Origin of the sequence: Streptomyces melanogenes, from assembly GCF_014649795.1 — a bacterium.
In the GTDB taxonomy this organism is placed as follows: Bacteria; Actinomycetota; Actinomycetes; order Streptomycetales; family Streptomycetaceae; genus Streptomyces; species Streptomyces noboritoensis.
This window is the reverse complement of the sequence record NZ_BMTS01000009.1, coordinates 294,952-311,780: the sequence shown is the minus strand read 5'-3', so window position 1 is coordinate 311,780 and position 16,829 is coordinate 294,952. Positions and strand designations below refer to the sequence as shown.

Below are 16,829 nucleotides of genomic sequence, written 5' to 3'. Positions count from 1 at the left end.
TGGCTTCAGAGACGACTGCGGGCCGGGGTGGGCACCATGGCCCTCCCCGGCCCGAGCCGGCGCATCTTGTAAAACGACCAACTTTGTCAGTGGACCTGGTCCACGTCGACGAGGTCGACGCGGATCCCACGGCCACCGATGGCGCCCACGACGGTACGCAGGGCGCGGGCGGTGCGGCCGTTGCGGCCGATCACCTTGCCGAGGTCGTCGGGGTGGACCCGGACCTCCAGCACGCGCCCCCGGCGCAGGGTGCGCGAGGCGACCTGCACGTCGTCGGGGTTGTCGACGATGCCCTTCACGAGGTGCTCAAGAGCCTCCTCGAGCATGCTCAGGCCTCGGTCGACTCGGCGGCGTCGGCCGCAGCCTCGTCCGCCTTCTTGTCAGCCTTCTTGGCCTTGGGGGTGATGGCCTCACCCTTGGCGTCGTCGCCCTCGAGAGCCTTGGCGAACTCGTCGAAGGAGCGGCGCTTGCTCTCCTTCGTCTCCGGCTGCAGCAGCGGCGCGGGGGCCGGGAGGCCCTTGTGCGCCTGCCAGTCACCGGTCAGCTTCAGGATGGCGAGCACGGCCTCGGTGGGCTGGGCGCCGACCGAGAGCCAGTACTGCGCACGCTCGGCGTCGACCTCGATGCGCGACGGGTTGTACGTCGGGTGGTAGATACCGATCTCTTCGATCGCGCGACCGTCACGACGGGTGCGGGCGTCGGCGACGACGATGCGGTAGTGCGGCTGGCGAATCTTGCCGAGGCGCTTGAGCTTGATCTTGACTGCCACTGGAGTGGTGTCTCCTGGTCTTGACGTGGTTGGGCACAACGGGATGCCACGTGGGGTTGCGGTACTCGGAGTGCCCGATGGACGCGTCAGCCGGAGGCGAGAGGGTTCCTGTGCGGCTGTCGAGTACAGCTAGCCATTGTGCCACATGCCGGCGCCGGGCACGCCGGGGGTCCGTGGGGCACCCCCGGGCGGCGCACCTGCGTGTTGTGTCCGCCTCCCGGCCCGCGCCGCCCCCGTCCGGCGACCGGTCCGGGATCAGCTCGCCGCGGCCACGACCTCGGGGATGCGGAACGGCTTGCCGCAGCCGCCGCAGACGATCGGCGCCTGGGCGAGCACGGAGGGAACGACGCGCACGTTGCGGCCGCAGTCGCAGACGGCCTTGACGCGGACGCCGCCGCCGGAGGAGCCGTGCCGGGCCGCCGGGCCTCTGAAGGAGCGCTTGGTGTCGGCGGCGGTGGCCACGGTGTGTGCCTTGAGGGCCCGCTGCAGCCGCTCGATCGTCGGCCGGTAGCGGCGCCTCGCCTCGGGGTTCAGCGCGACCAGGGAGAAGCCGCTGCTGGGGTGCGGTTCCTCGGGATGGTCGAGGCCGAGCTCCTCGGCGATGGCCAGGAATCTGCGGTTGTGGTATCGCCCGGCCCGGGATGTGTCGCGGACACCCCGGGCGGCGGCAATGCCGTGGACTGCCTCGTGGAGCAGTCGCTCGAAGGAGAGCTCGGCGCCGCAGGCGGACGACGACTCTCCGATCAGGGACTCGGGCGCGGCAAGGTCAGGCAGCTCGGGGTGGTACCGCTGAATGTCGGCCCACGCCTGCGCCAGCTCTGCGGCGAGAACAGGTGGTGTCGTGCTCACGTCGTGACAACGAGCCGGAGTGCCCCGGTGTTCCTATTCCGGGGCATCCCAAATAATTTGCACGTACCCGTCAGTTGCCGTTGATGCGTCCGGACGAGGGCGGGTGCGCTGATCTGCGGAGAAGCCTCACAGCTCACACCAAGGTAGTACGTAGCGGCGCGTACGCCCCGGCGCGTAGATGATGTCCACGCGCCGGGGTTCCAGAAATCAGCCGGTGCGCAAGAGGCGTTTTCGGCCGACCGGAACGGGCCGCGGGCCGCTCAGTAGGAGCGGGCGACGATGGCGACGGTACCGGGGGCGTCGTCGGCCTCGGGGACCGACCCGTCCTCGGCGACCAGACACCGTACGGACACGGCCTGCTCGGCGAGCTTGGCCTCGCCCTCGGCGCCCAGGGTCGCCCACGGGATGCGCGCCCAGCCGCCGGCGGTGGCGGCCTCGGCGGCCTCCTCCAGGGTGGTGACCTCGCTGGTGCGGGTCTCGCGGCGCTCGCGGGACTCGCGCAGCAGCTGCGCCTGGTCCTCTTCGAGGACCTTCGGCAGCAGTTCGCCGAGCGCGTCGATGGAGACGGGCTCCTTGCCGCCGGGGATGCGGCGGGCGAGCATCGCGGTGCCGGCCTCCAGGTCGCGCGGGCCGATCTCGACGCGTACGGGCACGCCCTTGAGCTCCCAGTCCACCGCGCGGCGGCCGAAGGGGGTGTCCACCCGGTCGTCGACCTGGACGCGGATGCCCAGCGCCTTCAGGCGGTCGCCGAGCTCGCGGACCTTGGCGACGGCCTCGTCGCCCTTGATCGCCATGACGACGACCTGGACGTGCGCCAGGCGCGGCGGCACCCGCAGGCCGTTGTCGTCGCCGTGCGACATGATCAGACCGCCGACCATGCGGGTGGAGACGCCCCACGAGGTCTGCCAGACCAGCTCCTGCTTGCCGTCCTTGGACAGGTACTGGGTGTTGAAGGCCTTGGCGAAGTTGGTGCCCAGCTCGTGGCTGGTGCCCATCTGGAGGGCCTTGCCGTCGCCCATCATGCCTTCGAGCGTGAGGGTGTTGATGGCGCCGGCGAACCGCTCCTTGGGCGTCTTGCGGCCCAGGACCACGTCGATGCCCAGGACGTTGATCATGAAGTCCGCGTAGACGTCCTTGTGGATGCGCGCCGCGTAGTCGCGGGCGTCCTCGTAGGTGGCGTGCGCGGTGTGGCCCTCCTGCCAGAGGAACTCACTCGTACGGAGGAACACGCGCGGCCGCATCTCCCAACGGACCACGTTGGCCCACTGGTTGATGAGCAGGGGCAGGTCGCGGTAGCTCTGCACCCACTTCGAGAAGTAGTCGTTGATGATCGTCTCGGAGGTGGGGCGCACCACGACGGGCTCTTCGAGCTCCTTGCCGCCGCCGTGCGTGACCACCGCGAGCTCGGGCGCGAAGCCCTCGACGTGCTCGGCCTCGCGGGTCAGGTAGGACTGCGGGATGAACAGCGGGAAGTACGCGTTCTGCGCACCCGCGTCCTTGATCCGCGCGTCCATCTCCTGCTGCATCCGCTCCCACAGGCCGTAGCCGTACGGTCGGATCACCATGGTGCCGCGCACCGGACCGTTGTCCGCGAGCTCGGCCTTGTTGATCAGATCCTGGTACCAGCGGGGGAAGTCTTCCGCCTGGGGCGTGAGAACGGGTGCCTTTGCCATGGCGCGAATGGTACGGGCCCGGCGGCCCCGAACGTGAATCGCCCTCCCTCTGGACGCGATGGCGGATGCGGAGTTCCCTGGCATACGGGGGGAGTGCGACCGCACGTTCACGGGGGCTTTCCATCAGCGCACGGCTGACCTCTTCTGCGGATTGGGGCGCTTTCCATGACACCTACGCTCGTCCGGCACCAGTCCCCCGCGGCCTCCGCCCCACCCGCGCAGGCGTGTGCACGCGCGCGTGACTGGGCGGAGATCCAGGAGCGGATGCTGGTACCGCTCTACGAAGCGGTGTACGAGCGGCTGGAGGTGGGACCCGCCACCCGGCTGCTCGGCCTGGGCTGCGGCTCCGGGCTCGCCCTGTTGATGGCGGCCGCGCGCGGCGCGCGCGTGACGGGTGTCGACACCCGGCCGGAGCGGCTCGCGCTGGCTCGTGAGCGGCTGCTGCCGGAGGGGGTGTGGGGGCGCGCCGGGGACCGCGACGACGCCCGGGTCCTGGAGGGCGGCCCGCGGGCCGCGGCCGGTCCGGCCGGGGCCCGCTACGACCTGGTGACCGCCTTCGAGCCGGTGGGCTGTGCGGCGGGCGACGCGGACGGCCTCGGCCCGGCCCTCGAGGCCGCGGTGGGGCTCGCCGAGCGCGGCGCCGCGGTGGTGCTGGCGGGCTGGGGCCCGCCGGAGCGGTGTGCCACCTCGGGCGTGCTGCGGGTGGCGGCCCGGCTCACCGACGCGCCGCGCTGGCGGCCGAGCCTGCGCGACGACCTGGAGGACCTGGCGGCGCGGGCGGGGCTGCGGCCCGACGGTTCGGGGCGGGTGGCGTGCCCGTTCGGCTACGCGGACACCGACAGCGCGGTGCGCGGGCTGCTGTCGACGGGCCTGTTCGACGCGGCGGCCCGGGCCACCGACCAGGTCCAGGTCGAGAAGGAGCTGACGGAGGCGCTGCACCCGCATCTGCGCCGGGACGGCACGGTGTGGATGCCGAACGTGTTCCGCTATCTGATCGCGCGTACGCCGTAGAGGGCCGGAGTCCGCGTCCACGCGCGCGTAGGGCGAGTCCCGGGTCCGCTCAGGAGTCCGTCTTCGCCAGGCGCGGGATGCCCGCCGCGCGGTACGCGGCCTCCTCCTCCAGCGTCTCGTTCTTGAGCAGCGCCTCGGCGAGGGTGTCCAGCTTGGGGCGGTGCTCGCGCAGCAGGCGGCACGCCACGGCGTAGCACTCGTCGACGATGCGGCGCATCTCGGTGGCGACGGCGTCCAGGGTCTCGGGGGCCGCGGCGAGCCCGTACGCCTGCTGGGAGTCGCCCGGCAGGGCGGTGAGGGGGCCGATCTTCTTGCTCATGCCCCACCGGGCCACCATGCCCCGGGCCAGGTTGGTGACCTGTTCGAGGTCGTTCTCGGCGCCGGTGGTGATCACGTCGAAGACGACGTGCTCGGCCGCCATGCCGCCGAGCGCGCCGATGATGCGGCCGCGCAGATAGTCCTCGGTGTACGCGTACTTGTCGGCGTCCGGGGTGGACAGCGTCACGCCGAGCGCCCGGCCCCGGGGCACGATGGTGATCTTGCGGACGGGGTCGGCGCCGGGCTGGAGCATGCCGAGCAGGGCGTGGCCGCTCTCGTGGTACGCGGTGCGGCGGCGCTCCTCCTCCGGCATCACCAGCGGCCGCTCGGCGCCCAGCTGGACCTTCTCCAGGGCGTCGGAGAGGTCGGACTGGGTGACCTCGCTCTGGCGGCGCTTGACGGCGAGCAGGGCCGCCTCGTTGGCCAGGTTGGCGAGTTCGGCGCCGGTCATGCCGGGGGTGGTGCGGGCCAGCTGGGCGAGGTCGACGTCGCGGGCCATCGGGATCTCACGGGTGTGGATCTTCAGGATGGACTCACGGCCGCCCCGGTCCGGCGGGCTGACCTGCACGATCCGGTCGAACCTGCCGGGCCGGGTGAGCGCCGGGTCCAGGACGTCGGCCCGGTTGGTGGCGGCGATGACGACGACGCCCTCGGATCCGGAGAAGCCGTCCATCTCGGTGAGGATCTGGTTCAGCGTCTGCTCGCGCTCGTCGTGCCCGCCCATCCCGGAGCCGCCGCCGCGCGCCCGGCCGATGGTGTCGATCTCGTCGATGAAGATGATCGCGGGGGCCACTTTGCGCGCCTCGGCGAAGAGTTCGCGTACCCGCGAGGCGCCCACGCCCACGATCATCTCGATGAACTCGGAAGCCGAAGCGGAGAAGAACGGCACCCCCGCCTCGCCCGCGACGGCCCGCGCGAGCAGGGTCTTGCCGGTGCCGGGCGGGCCCGCGAGCAGCACGCCGCCGGGCATCCGGGCGCCCATCTTGCGGTACGCGGAGGGGTTCTTGAGGAAGTCCACGACGTCGTTGAGCTCGCCCTCGACCTCGTCGATGCCGGCCACGTCCTCGAAGGTGGTCCGCTTGTCCTCGGTCAGCTCGACGGGTTTGGGCGGCGCCTTGCGCCCCAGCATCCCGCCGCCGAGCCCGGCGCTCATCCGGCGCGCGATGAACAGCCACAGCACGACCAGCAGGAGCATCGGGGCGAGCGAGATCAGCAGGTTGGCCAGGAAGCTGCGGTGCTCGACGACCGGCTCGGCGGTGACCGTGACGTTCTGCTTGGTCAGCTGGGACCACAGGTCGTCGTCGGCGAAGGTCGGCCGCTGGGTGGTGAACTTGGTGTACTTGTCGCTGCCGCCGGGCACGGTCTGGGAGCTCTTGAGCTGGCCCTGGATTGCGTCGCCCTTGGAGTAGATCTTCTCGACGTTGCCTGCCGTGACCTGCTTGCTGAACTCGGTGTACGACAGCGTCGGCTCGTTGCCCTCGTCGAGGAACGACAGGATCAGATTGGTGACCAGGTAGACGACGAGCGCGGCGAGGATCAGGCTGCCCCAGCCCCCGGGCATCTTCCGCTTCGGCGGGGGCGGCGCGGGCGCGCCCTCGGAGCGCCACGGCTGGTCGGTGCGATCTCGTGGGGGGACGGGATTGGGCACGCTGCTCTCCTCTGGCCTGTACGGCGATTATCGGAGAGCGGACGGAACAGGGCATTCCGGGTGGGCCGACAGGGCTGCCGGGCCCTGGGTACGCGGAAGGGCCCGCGGCCTGTACGGCTCGCGGGCCCTTCCCTTGCCGCGTCGAACGACTCGTACGTACGAAGTACGTAGGACGAGCCCGGACGGACGTCAGCCCATGAACTTCTTGAACGCGTCCGGCAGTTCGAAGTCCTGCGGGGCCTGGGCGGCGGCCGGCAGACCGGCGGCGCCCTGCTCGCGGCGCTCGGCGGCCGCCTGCTCCTCGGCCTTGCGCTTCATCGGGTTGCCGCTCTTGCGCTTGCCCTTGGCCTGCTTCTGCTGCTTCTTCTGCCGGCCGGGACCGCCGCCCATGCCCGGCATCCCCGGCATGCCGGGCATCCCGCCGCCCTGGGCCATCCGCGACATCATCTTGCGGGCCTCGAAGAACCGCTCGACGAGGTTCTTGACCGCGCTGACCTCGACGCCGGAGCCCTTGGCGATACGGGCGCGGCGCGAGCCGTTGATGATCGTCGGGTCGTGGCGCTCGCCCGGGGTCATCGACTTGATGATCGCGGCGGTACGGTCCACGTCGCGCTCGTCGATGTTGTTGATCTGGTCCTTGATCTGCCCCATGCCCGGGAGCATGCCGAGCAGCTTGGAGATGGAGCCCATCTTGCGGACCTGCTCCATCTGCGCCAGGAAGTCGTCGAGCGTGAAGTCCTGGCCCTTCTTCGACGCCAGCTTGGAGGCCATCTTCTCGGCCTCTTCTTGGCTGAACGTCTTCTCCGCCTGCTCGATCAGGGTGAGCAGGTCACCCATGTCGAGGATGCGCGACGCCATGCGGTCCGGGTGGAACGCGTCGAACTCGTCGAGCTTCTCGCCGTTGGAGGCGAACATGATCTGCTTGCCGGTGACGTGCGCGATGGAGAGCGCGGCACCGCCTCGGGCGTCGCCGTCGAGCTTGGAGAGCACCACGCCGTCGAAGCCGACGCCGTCGCGGAAGGCCTCGGCGGTGTTGACCGCGTCCTGGCCGATCATGGCGTCGACGACGAAGAGGATCTCGTCGGGCTTGACCGCGTCGCGGATGTCCGCGGCCTGCTGCATCATCTCGTGGTCGATGCCGAGGCGGCCGGCGGTGTCGACGACGACCACGTCGTACTGCTTCGACCGGGCGTACTCGATGGAGTCCTGGGCGACCTTGACCGGGTCGCCGACGCCGTTGCCGGGCTCCGGCGCGTAGACGGCGACGCCGGCGCGCTCGGCGACCACGGAGAGCTGGTTGACGGCGTTCGGCCGCTGGAGGTCACAGGCGACGAGCAGGGGCGCGTGGCCCTGGCCCTTCAGCCACTGGCCGAGCTTTCCGGCGAGGGTGGTCTTACCGGCGCCCTGGAGACCGGCGAGCATGATGACCGTCGGGGCGGTCTTGGCGAACCGCAGCCGACGGGTCTCACCACCGAGGATGGTGATGAGCTCCTCGTTGACGATCTTGACGACCTGCTGGGCGGGGTTGAGCGCCTGGGAGACCTCTGCGCCGGACGCGCGCTCCTTGACCTGCTTGATGAAGGCGCGCACGACGGGCAGGGCGACGTCGGCCTCGAGGAGCGCGATGCGGATCTCGCGGGCCGTGGCGTCGATGTCCGCCTCGGACAGGCGGCCCTTGCCCCGGAGGTTCTTGAATGTCGCGCTGAGGCGGTCGGAGAGGGTGTCGAACACGGTGGTCGCGGATCCTCGGCTCGTAGGGCGGTCGGGTGAACGCCCCCCAGGGTATCCCGGCGGACGTTTCCCCACCCCGCCCCGTTCCCTTAACCCTCCGGGGGTGGGTGGGTGGTGAAGGCTCGTTCCCGGGGGCTACGCCCCCGGACCCCCTTTGCGGGGCCTGCGGCCCCTGCACCCCGCTGCGTTCGTCTGCGGACCGTGGGTGGCTGGTCGCGCAGTTCCCCGCGCCCCCAAAAATGCCGCTCCGCGGCAATCCCCTGAGCGCCCCGAAGGGGCGCACTTAGGGGCGCGGGGAACTGCGCGAGCAACCCACCCACGGTCCGCAGACAAACGGGGCGCAGCCCCCGGCCGCCCGCCAGAGGGCTTAAGGGAACGGGCGGGGTGGGGGGAATCAGCCTCCGCCAGAGCCCAGCGCTCGCTCCACCCCCCGCACAACCCCCACCGCCACCTCCACCCCCAGCGGCTCCCCCTCCCCGTCCGTCACATAGAACGCGTCCACCGCATTCGCCCCCAACGTCGACACGTGCGCGCTCCGCACCCGTACCCCCGCCCGTTCCAGCTCGTGCCCGATGCGGTGCAGCAGGCCCGGTGCGTCCTGGGCGCGGACCTCGATCACCGTGGCCAGGCGGGACGCCGCCGGGGCGACCGTGACGCGCGGCGGGGGCGCGGCCGGGCCCCGGCGGCGGGCCGCCTCGCGCTCGGCCAGCCGGGACGCGAGGTCCAGGGAGCCGTCGAGCGCCCGGACCAGGTCGGCGCGGAGCCGGGCCGCCTGCGGCAGCGAGCCGTACTCCGCCGCCACCCGCCAGTCCAGCAGCAGGATCTCCCCGCCCACGGGGTCGGGCAGCTCGATCGCCCGCAGCTCGGCCGTGCGGACGGTGAGCCGGTGCATGGCCAGGACGCCCGCCACCGCCGGCAGCACTCCCGGCTGGTCCGGGACCGCGATCAGGAGCTCCACGCCGAGCGGTTCGCGGGCCCCCTCCTCCATGGGCGCGTCCGTCTGGGCGCGCAGCGCGAGGACCGGGCCGCCCGTGCGGTGGGCCTCCATCGCGAGCCGCTCCTGCTCGGCCGTGGCGACCGGCGCCTCCGGATCCACCGGCTCCCCCGCGAGCACCGCCCCCACCCGCTTCACCAGGTCCGCCACCAGCGAGCCCCGCCACGACGACCAGGCGGCCGGTCCGGTGGCCAGCGCGTCCGCCTCGGTGAGCGCGTGGAGCAGTTCGAGCGTGGACGCCGTCCCGACCGCCTCGGCCACCGCCCGTACCGTCGCGGGGTCGTCCAGGTCGCGCCGGGTCGCCGTGTCGACGAGCAGCAGATGGTGGCGTACGAGGACGGTGACCACGGCCACGTCGTCCTTGTCGAAGCCGATCCGGGTGGCCACGTCGCGCGCGATGACCTCGCCCGCCACGCTGTGGTCGCCGGGCCAGCCCTTGCCGATGTCGTGCAGGAGGGCGGCGACCAGGAGCAGGTCGGGGCGGTGGACCCGGCGGGTGAGCGAGGAGGCCCGTACGGCCGTCTCCACCAGATGGCGGTCCACGGTCCAGGTGTGCACGGCGTTGCGCTGCGGGCGGCAGCGCACCCGCTCCCAGTCGGGCAGCAGCCGGGTGATCAGTCCCTCGGCCTCCAGGGCCTCCCAGACGGGCACGGTGGACTCGCCCGCGCCCAGCAGGGTCACCAGCTCCTCGCGGGCCTCGGCGGGCCAGGGCACCGGCAGCGGCCGCACCGCGGCGGCCAGGCGGCGCACGGCGTGCAGCGAGATCGGCAAGCCGGAGCGGGCGGCGGCCGCGGCGGCCCGCAGCGGCAGCACCGGGTCGCGCTCGGGTTTCGCGGCGAGCGCGAGCACCACCTCGCCGTCCTGCTCGACCACGCCTTCGGCGAGCGGGGTCCGCTCGGGGGCCGCCGTCCGGCCCCCGAGCAGCCCCCTCAGCCGGGGCCGCGCCGATCGCGCCCGCAGCACCCGGCCGACCTCGCGCCAGGTCACGTCACTGGCGTACGAGATGGTCCGCGCGGCCTCGTAGACCTGCCGCAGCAGGACGTCCGCGTCGAGCACGCCGAGCGCGGCGGCGACGGCGTCCTGCTCCTGGAGGGCGAGGCGGTCGGTGGCCCGGCCGGTGGCCAGATGCAGCGCGTCCCGGACGTCCAGGAGCCGCCGCCGGGCCTCCCCCAGGCCCTCGCGGGGCGCGTCGGCGAGCCAGGACGCGGCGACCGCGCGCAGGGCGGTGGCGTCCCGCAGGCCGCCGCGCGCCTCCTTGAGGTCGGGTTCGAGCAGGAACTGCAACTCGCCCTGCCGCTCGCCCCGTTCGCGGCACAGCGCGTCGAGTTCGGGCAGCCGCTTGGGCGCGAGGTTGCGCCAGTCGGCGAGGACGGTGGTGCGCAGTGCGGCCGTCAGGGACTGCTCGCCCGCCAGATGGCGGGCGTCCAGGAGGCCGAGGTGCACCTTGAGGTCGGCGCCCGCGGTCCTGCGGGCCTCGGCGGGGGTGCGGACCGAGTGGTCGAGGGCCAGCCCCAGGTCCCACACCGGGTACCAGAGGCTGTCGGCGAGCGCGGAGACGGCGCTCGCGCTCGCGCTGCCGTCGTGGACGAGCACCAGGTCGAGGTCGCTGCGGGGCGACAGTTCGCCGCGCCCGTACCCGCCGACGGCCATCAGGGCGGCCCCGCGCACCCCGGCCGCCCGGGCGGCTCCGGTGAAGAGCTGGGCCAGCCAGTCGTCGGTGAGCTGGGCCAGGGCGGCACGGCGCGGCGGCCCGGACCGCGCCTCCTCCTGGAGGAGGCGCAGCCGGGCCGCCGCGTAGCCGCCGGATCCGGAGTCCTCTGTCTCTGTGCTGACTTCCACACTCGTCACCCGGCAGCTCCTGTCCGTACCGAATCGGGGGACCAACTCAGAGGGCGTCGGGGCCGCGTTCGCCGGTGCGGACCCGGACGGCCGTCTCGACGGGCACGCTCCACACCTTGCCGTCCCCGATCTTCCCGGTCCTGGCCGCCTTGACCACGACGTCGATCAGCTGCTCGGCGTCGTCGTCCTCGACCAGGACCTCGATGCGGATCTTGGGGACCAGGTCGACGGTGTACTCGGCGCCGCGGTAGACCTCGGTGTGGCCGCGCTGGCGCCCGTATCCGCTGGCCTCGGTGACCGTGAGGCCCTGGACTCCGAAGGCCTGCAGGGCCTCCTTGATCTCGTCCAGGCGGTGCGGCTTGACGACCGCGGTGATGAGCTTCATGCGTCCACCTTCTTGTTCTGCGCCTTCTCGCTCGGGGCCGGTGCGGGCGTGCGGGTGGCGGTGCCGCCGCCCGCGCCGCTGAAGTCGTACGCCGTCTCGGCGTGCTCGACCTGGTCGATGCCGGAGACCTCGTCGTCCTCGGGGACCCGCATCCCGATCGTCTTGTCGAGCAGGAAGGCGAGGGCGGCGGAGACCACCAGCGAGTAGCCGAGGACCGCGCCGACACCGATGGCCTGCTTGCCGAGCTGGTCGAGGCCGCCGCCGTAGAAGAGGCCCTTGGCGTCGGACTGTACGCCGCCGGTGGCGAAGAGGCCGACGAGGAGGGAGCCGGCGATGCCGCCGACCATGTGGACGCCGACGACGTCCAGGGAGTCGTCGTAGCCGAAGCGGTACTTGAGGCCGACGGCCATGGCGCACAGCAGGCCCGCGATGGCGCCGACCGCGATCGCGCCGAGGGGGCTGACGCAGCCGCCGGACGGGGTGATGGCGACGAGGCCCGCGACCGCGCCGGAGGCGGCGCCGAGGGTGGTGAAGGAGCCGTGGCGCAGCTTCTCGTAGAGCAGCCAGGCGAGCATGGCGGCGGCGGTGGCGACCTGGGTGTTGACGAACATCACCGCGCCGACGCCGTCGTCGTTGCCGAGCCAGGAGCCGGCGTTGAAGCCGAACCAGCCGAACCACAGCAGCCCGGCGCCCAGCATGACCAGCGGCAGGCTGTGCGGCCGCATCGGGTCCTTCTTGAAGCCGACGCGCTTGCCGATGACGAGGATGACGCCGAGGGCGGCGGCACCCGCGTTGATGTGGACGGCGGTGCCGCCCGCGAAGTCGATGACGCCCTTCTTGAAGAGCCAGCCGTCGGAGGCCCACACCCAGTGCGCGACCGGGAAGTAGACGGCGGTGACCCACAGGGTGATGAACAGCGCCCAGGCGCTGAACTTGACGCGGTCCGCGAGCGCGCCGCTTATCAGCGCGGGGGTGATCACCGCGAACATCAGCTGGAATACGGCGAAGACGTAGATCGGGATGGTGTAGCCGGGCCAGAGCTGGACGATGCCGATGCCGCTGAGCCCGAAGTAGTCCTTGGACCAGCCGATGAAGCCGTTGGACTCGCCGAAGCTGAGGCTGAAGCCGTAGAGCACCCACAGGATCGTGACGATCCCGAGGCTGATGAAGCTCATCATCAGCATGTTGAGGGTGCTCTTGACGCGGACCATGCCTCCGTAGAAGAAGGCCAGGCCGGGGGTCATGATCATCACCAGCGCCGAGCAGATCAGCATGAAACCGGTGTTGGCGCTGGACAGCTGCGGAGCGTCAGCTGCGAGCGTGATGCCTGGGGGCATCGGCGTCTCCTCGTCGTCGGTACGGCGGCCCGTGCGGGGGCGAACGAGTGGCTGCGAAGGGGTGGGCCGTTATGCGCCATGAGGTTGGCGCAGCGCGGTTTCCGTCGATGCCGCACGATGTTTCGCCACCGTGACGAAGGGGTCGGACGTGTTACACCGGCATGAACTGCCGGATCACCGTCCTGGGGGGCGGCTACCATCCGCGTACACGCGGACGGGTGACCGGCCGCGACGTCCCCCGGTTGACCTGGCGTGGGGGAGCCGAGTCGGGGTGTACGGGGTGGGCGTCGCGGCCGGCGTCCTGTATGCCGCCGTGGCGGCTCCCCGGGTGGTCAGACGGCCTCGGCGGTCTCGGGCAGCTCGCGGCCGAGCAGATCGGTGAACTGGACGACCTCGGCCACGTCCCCGAAGTCCCGCACGGCGGTGTCGACGGTCTTGCGCAGCCGGGTGTTGACCCGCTCGGAGCGGACCGTCTTGGCGATCTGGAGGGCCTGTCCGGCCAGCACGGTGGACTGCTCGGGCTCGCGCTTGAGGAGGTGGACGGTGGCCATGCCGATCAGGTTCAGCGCGTACGACCGCTGGTGGACGTCGTCCTTGCCGAAGAGCGCGACCGCCTTCTCCATCACCGGCTCGGCGAGCGTCGCGTACGTGGGGCTGCGCCCGGCCACGTAGGCCAGGTCGCGGAACGAGTGCGCGTTCTCCCCGTTGAGCTCGGCCTCGGAGAAGAACTGGATCCAGTCGGGCTCCGGCTCGCCGTCGAGCCCGGCGTCGCCGAAGGTGTCCTCGGACATCCTGACGGCCCGCTTGCACTTGCTGGGCTGGCCCATGTTCGCGTACGCGCGCGCCTCCATCGCATACAGCATGGCCTGGGTGCGCGGGGTGGCGCAGTCGCGGCTGCCGTACTGGGCGAGGTGGATGAGTTCCAGGGCGTCGTCGGGGCGGCCGAGGTGGATCATCTGGCGGCTCATCGAGGACAGGATGTACGACCCGAGGGGCTTGTCGCCGCACTCCTTGGCCGCGTGCAGGGCGAGCACGAAGTACTTCTGGGCGGTGGGCTGGAGGCCCACGTCGTAGCTCATCCACCCGGCCAGTTCCGCGAGTTCGGCCGCGACCCGGAAGAGGCGGCGGGCGGTGGCCTGGGGCTGCGGCTCCTGGAGGAGGTCGGTGACCTCGTGGAGCTGGCCGACGACGGCCTTGCGGCGCAGTCCGCCGCCGCACTGGGCGTCCCACTGGCGGAACATCTCGGTGGTGGTCTCCAGGAGGTCGAGCTCCGGTTTGGAGAGCCGGGACGGGCGCCGGGCATTGGCGGGGGTCTCCACGTTGACGGCCTCGCCGGGGGGCGCGGGCACCAGCCAGCGCTGCATGGGCTCGATCAGGGCGGGCCCGGCCGACAGCATCAGGGACGTGCCGAGGAAGCCGCGCCGGGCCAACATCAGGTCGCTGCGCGAGTACTCGCTGAGCAGGGAGACGGTCTGGGGGGCCGCCCAAGGCAGGTCGACCCCGGAGACGGACGGGGACTGGTGTGCGGTGCGCAACCCGAGGTCCTCGACGGCCACGACGCTGCCGAACCGCTCGGAGAACAGCTCGGAGAGGATGCGCGGGATCGGCTCGCGCGGCATCTCGCCGTCGAGCCAGCGGCGCACCCGGGAGGTGTCCGTGCTGATGTGGTGCGCGCCGAGCTGGCGCGCCCGCCGGTTGACCTGCCGCGCGAGCTCGCCCTTCGACCAGCCGCTCCGTACGAACCACGAACTCAGCTGTTCGTTGGGGCGCTTGCCGGCGCTCGTACCGCTAGCCCCACTGCCGCCCACTGGAACGCCCCCATTCAGCTAAAGCCTTGTGCGTCTTCCCTGCCACGCGAACCCCTATCAGAATGCCGCGAGTCGGGGCCTGTTGTCCGCCGGACGCGGCCCTTCGGACGGTACCGCTCCTTGCCTTTGGCATACCCACGAGCGCGTGGGCCTCCAGGGTCCATGTACCGAAAGTAATCCTACGATCACGGGTCCCGCGAGGGCGATTGCAGAAACGCCACCATTCGCCACCCCTTCGAATGAACTCCCTTGGCGCTGCGCGCGATTCACTTGACACAGGTCGATCAGGAGTCGATGGAACGGTGCACGCCGGGGCGCGCGGACCGGTTCGCACTACCTCCCCTTCCGCCGCGAGCCGCCGGGTGAGCAGCGCGCAATCAGGGAACTCCGGATCGTAACCACCGTCGAGTCAGATCCGTTGGAGGGGGCATGGGGTTCACGATCGGCAGCAGCCGGGGGATCCGCGAAATCCGGCCCGGCTCGCGGCGCCGCGGCCGCGCGACCGAGGTCACCGCGGTGGCGGAGTACACGGGACTGTGGGGCTGGGACGTCGCCCCCGGGGCCCGCGAGCTCTCCGGCCAGTGCTCGTGCGGCGAGCCGGGCTGCCCGGCGCCGGGGGCGCACCCGCTGGACTTCGCGCCGGAGGTCCCGGCGGGCGCCACCCTGGACGAGGTCGGCAAGGCGTGGGCGGAGTGCCCAGGGGCGGCGGTGCTGCTGCCGGTGGGCCGCAGCTTCGACATCCTGGACGTGGCGGCGCCGGCGGGGCGGCGGGCGCTGGTGCGCCTGGAGCGGATGGGGCTGCCGCTCGGCCCGGTCTCGACGACCCCGGCGGGCCGCACGCACTTCTTCGTGGCACCGGGCGCCGCGGCCGAACTGCCGGGCCTGCTCTACCGGATGGGCTGGGACGACGCCGACCTGGACCTGGTCTGCCCGGGCCCCGGCGAGTACGTACCGGCTCCCCCATCAGCGGACGTCCACTGGCTGCGCCCCCCGTCCCTGGACACGGCGACGCGCCCCCCGGAGGCCCGCTTGCTACTGGGCACGCTGGCGTACATCTGCCACAGGGCGCCGTCTTGAGGAGCGACAAGAGGAAGGGCCCATCGCATCTACACGATGCGATGGGCCCTTCTTGGGACGCGCTTACGTCACGGGCGACCGGGAACGCCTAAGGGGCGCGGGGAACTGCGCGACCAGCCACAGACAACCCGCAGCCGCCAAGCAACAGAGGCACCCCGGACATTAGGCGCCCTAGTCCCCAATAAGCGCATCCACGAACGCCCCCGGCTCGAACGGCGCCAGATCGTCCGCGCCTTCCCCGAGCCCGACCAGCTTCACCGGCACACCCAGCTCGCGCTGGACGGCGATGACGATGCCGCCCTTGGCCGTACCGTCGAGCTTGGTCAGGACGATGCCCGTGATGTCGACGACCTCGGCGAACACCCGGGCCTGGACCAGCCCGTTCTGCCCGGTCGTCGCGTCGAGGACCAGCAGCACCTCGTCCAGCGGCCCGTGCTTCTCCACGACGCGCTTGACCTTGCCGAGCTCGTCCATGAGCCCGGTCTTGGTGTGCAGCCGGCCCGCGGTGTCGATGAGGACGACGTCCGCGCCCTCCGCGATGCCCTCCTTGACCGCGTCGAAGGCGATCGACGCCGGGTCGCCGCCCTCGGGGCCGCGCACGGTGCGGGCGCCGACGCGCTCGCCCCAGGTCTGCAGCTGGTCGGCGGCGGCCGCGCGGAACGTGTCCGCCGCGCCCAGGACGACCGACTTGCCGTCGGCGACGAGGACGCGCGCGAGCTTGCCGGTGGTGGTGGTCTTGCCGGTGCCGTTGACCCCGACGACCATCACGACGCCGGGGGTCTCCGCGCCGCCCTCGGTCTTCACCGTGCGGTCGAAGTCCGGGCCGAGGATCGCGACGAGCTCCTCGCGCAGCAGGGTGCGCAGCTCGGCGGGGGTGCGGGTGCCGAGCACGCGGACGCGCTCGCGCAGCCGCTCGACCAGCTCCTGGGTCGGGGCGACGCCGACGTCCGCGGTGAGCAGGGTGTCCTCGATCTCCTCCCAGGTGTCCTCGTCGAGGTTGTCCCGGGAGAGCAGCGTGAGCAGCCCCTTGCCCAGCGAGTTCTGGGACCGGGCGAGCCGGGCGCGCAGCCGTACGAGACGGCCGGCCGTCGGCTCGGGCACCTCGATCTCGGGCGCGGCGGGCGCCTCGGGAAGCGCCTCCTCGACCACGGCGGGGCTCGCCGGGGCCTCGGGGAGGGCGACCTCCTCGATGGTGCGGCGTTGCTCCTCGGCCGTCTCCGCGGCGTCTTCGCCGACGTGGGGCTCGGCGGGCGGGGCAGTGATGGTCGGCGTGGACGTGGGCGCCGTGGGCGGCAGCTGCTTCTTCTTGCGGCTGCTGACCACGAGCCCGCTGATCGCGCCGACCGCGACCAGGGCGATGACTACAGCAAGGATGACGAATTCCATAACG

Annotated in this window: 13 protein-coding genes; 2 read left to right on the top strand and 11 right to left on the bottom strand. The window is 72.0% G+C overall.

Annotation, left to right across the window (positions count from 1 at the left end; all coding sequences use genetic code 11):
- Positions 1-86: 86 nt before the first annotated feature.
- The 4 genes from IE252_RS21510 to proS form a co-directional block, all read right to left on the bottom strand.
- Positions 87-326, bottom strand: a complete 240-nt coding sequence (locus IE252_RS21510; protein WP_033266910.1) for an RNA-binding protein — start codon at positions 324-326, stop codon at positions 87-89.
- Positions 327-328: 2 nt separating this feature from the next.
- Positions 329-769 carry a 30S ribosomal protein S16 gene (gene rpsP / locus IE252_RS21505; protein WP_067164757.1) on the bottom strand — a complete coding sequence of 147 codons (441 nt, stop codon included), beginning with the start codon at positions 767-769 and terminating at the stop codon, positions 329-331.
- A 255-nt stretch (positions 770-1,024) separates the two neighbouring features.
- Positions 1,025-1,618, bottom strand: a complete 594-nt coding sequence (locus IE252_RS21500) for a hypothetical protein (RefSeq protein WP_101390352.1) — start codon at positions 1,616-1,618, stop codon at positions 1,025-1,027.
- Positions 1,619-1,878: 260 nt separating this feature from the next.
- On the bottom strand, positions 1,879-3,291 hold the full coding sequence (gene proS, locus IE252_RS21495; protein WP_190091056.1) for a proline--tRNA ligase: 1,413 nt from the start codon (positions 3,289-3,291) through the stop codon (positions 1,879-1,881).
- A gap of 165 nt (positions 3,292-3,456) precedes the next feature.
- Here proS and IE252_RS21490 point away from each other — a divergent pair, with 165 nt between their 5' ends.
- Positions 3,457-4,302: a methyltransferase domain-containing protein gene (locus IE252_RS21490; RefSeq protein WP_190091055.1), complete on the top strand. Its 846-nt coding sequence runs from the start codon at positions 3,457-3,459 to the stop codon at positions 4,300-4,302.
- A gap of 49 nt (positions 4,303-4,351) precedes the next feature.
- Here IE252_RS21490 and ftsH read toward each other — a convergent pair whose 3' ends face one another.
- The 6 genes from ftsH to nsdA form a co-directional block, all read right to left on the bottom strand.
- Positions 4,352-6,268 carry an ATP-dependent zinc metalloprotease FtsH gene (gene ftsH, locus IE252_RS21485; protein WP_190091054.1) on the bottom strand — a complete coding sequence of 639 codons (1,917 nt, stop codon included), beginning with the start codon at positions 6,266-6,268 and terminating at the stop codon, positions 4,352-4,354.
- Positions 6,269-6,457: 189 nt separating this feature from the next.
- Positions 6,458-7,999, bottom strand: coding sequence for a signal recognition particle protein (gene ffh / locus IE252_RS21480; RefSeq protein ID WP_190091053.1), 1,542 nt, complete (start codon positions 7,997-7,999; stop codon positions 6,458-6,460).
- Positions 8,000-8,393: 394 nt separating this feature from the next.
- On the bottom strand, positions 8,394-10,841 hold the full coding sequence (locus IE252_RS21475; RefSeq protein ID WP_190091052.1) for a [protein-PII] uridylyltransferase: 2,448 nt from the start codon (positions 10,839-10,841) through the stop codon (positions 8,394-8,396).
- 37 nt (positions 10,842-10,878) lie between these two features.
- Positions 10,879-11,217 (bottom strand): P-II family nitrogen regulator, encoded by a 339-nt coding sequence (locus IE252_RS21470; RefSeq protein ID WP_101390346.1) that lies wholly within the window; start codon positions 11,215-11,217, stop codon positions 10,879-10,881.
- Positions 11,214-12,554 (bottom strand): ammonium transporter, encoded by a 1,341-nt coding sequence (locus IE252_RS21465; RefSeq protein WP_190091051.1) that lies wholly within the window; start codon positions 12,552-12,554, stop codon positions 11,214-11,216. Before IE252_RS21465 ends, IE252_RS21470 begins: the two co-directional genes overlap by 4 nt.
- Positions 12,555-12,886: 332 nt before the next feature.
- Entirely contained in the window at positions 12,887-14,362 is a 1,476-nt protein-coding gene (nsdA, locus tag IE252_RS21460; protein ID WP_190091050.1) for a transcriptional repressor NsdA, read from the bottom strand.
- A gap of 429 nt (positions 14,363-14,791) precedes the next feature.
- Between nsdA and IE252_RS21455 the strand changes: the two genes are divergently transcribed.
- Positions 14,792-15,439 (top strand): bifunctional DNA primase/polymerase, encoded by a 648-nt coding sequence (locus IE252_RS21455; RefSeq protein WP_190091049.1) that lies wholly within the window; start codon positions 14,792-14,794, stop codon positions 15,437-15,439.
- A gap of 171 nt (positions 15,440-15,610) precedes the next feature.
- Here IE252_RS21455 and ftsY read toward each other — a convergent pair whose 3' ends face one another.
- The gene (gene ftsY, locus IE252_RS21450; protein WP_190091048.1) at positions 15,611-16,825 is read right to left on the bottom strand and encodes a signal recognition particle-docking protein FtsY; all 1,215 of its coding nucleotides are present in this window, start codon (positions 16,823-16,825) and stop codon (positions 15,611-15,613) included.
- Between the last annotated feature and the right edge of the window lie 4 nt (positions 16,826-16,829).

What these genes read in the sequence shown, in the direction of transcription:
- IE252_RS21465 (WP_190091051.1), bottom strand. Translation starts at nt 12,554, where the DNA reads ATGCCCCCAGGCATCACGCTCGCAGCTGACGCTCCGCAGCTGTCCAGC.
- IE252_RS21455 (WP_190091049.1), top strand. Translation starts at nt 14,792, where the DNA reads ATGGGGTTCACGATCGGCAGCAGCCGGGGGATCCGCGAAATCCGGCCC.
- IE252_RS21510 (WP_033266910.1), bottom strand. Translation starts at nt 326, where the DNA reads ATGCTCGAGGAGGCTCTTGAGCACCTCGTGAAGGGCATCGTCGACAAC.
- IE252_RS21470 (WP_101390346.1), bottom strand. Translation starts at nt 11,217, where the DNA reads ATGAAGCTCATCACCGCGGTCGTCAAGCCGCACCGCCTGGACGAGATC.
- proS (WP_190091056.1), bottom strand. Translation starts at nt 3,291, where the DNA reads ATGGCAAAGGCACCCGTTCTCACGCCCCAGGCGGAAGACTTCCCCCGC.
- IE252_RS21490 (WP_190091055.1), top strand. Translation starts at nt 3,457, where the DNA reads ATGACACCTACGCTCGTCCGGCACCAGTCCCCCGCGGCCTCCGCCCCA.
- ftsY (WP_190091048.1), bottom strand. Translation starts at nt 16,825, where the DNA reads ATGGAATTCGTCATCCTTGCTGTAGTCATCGCCCTGGTCGCGGTCGGC.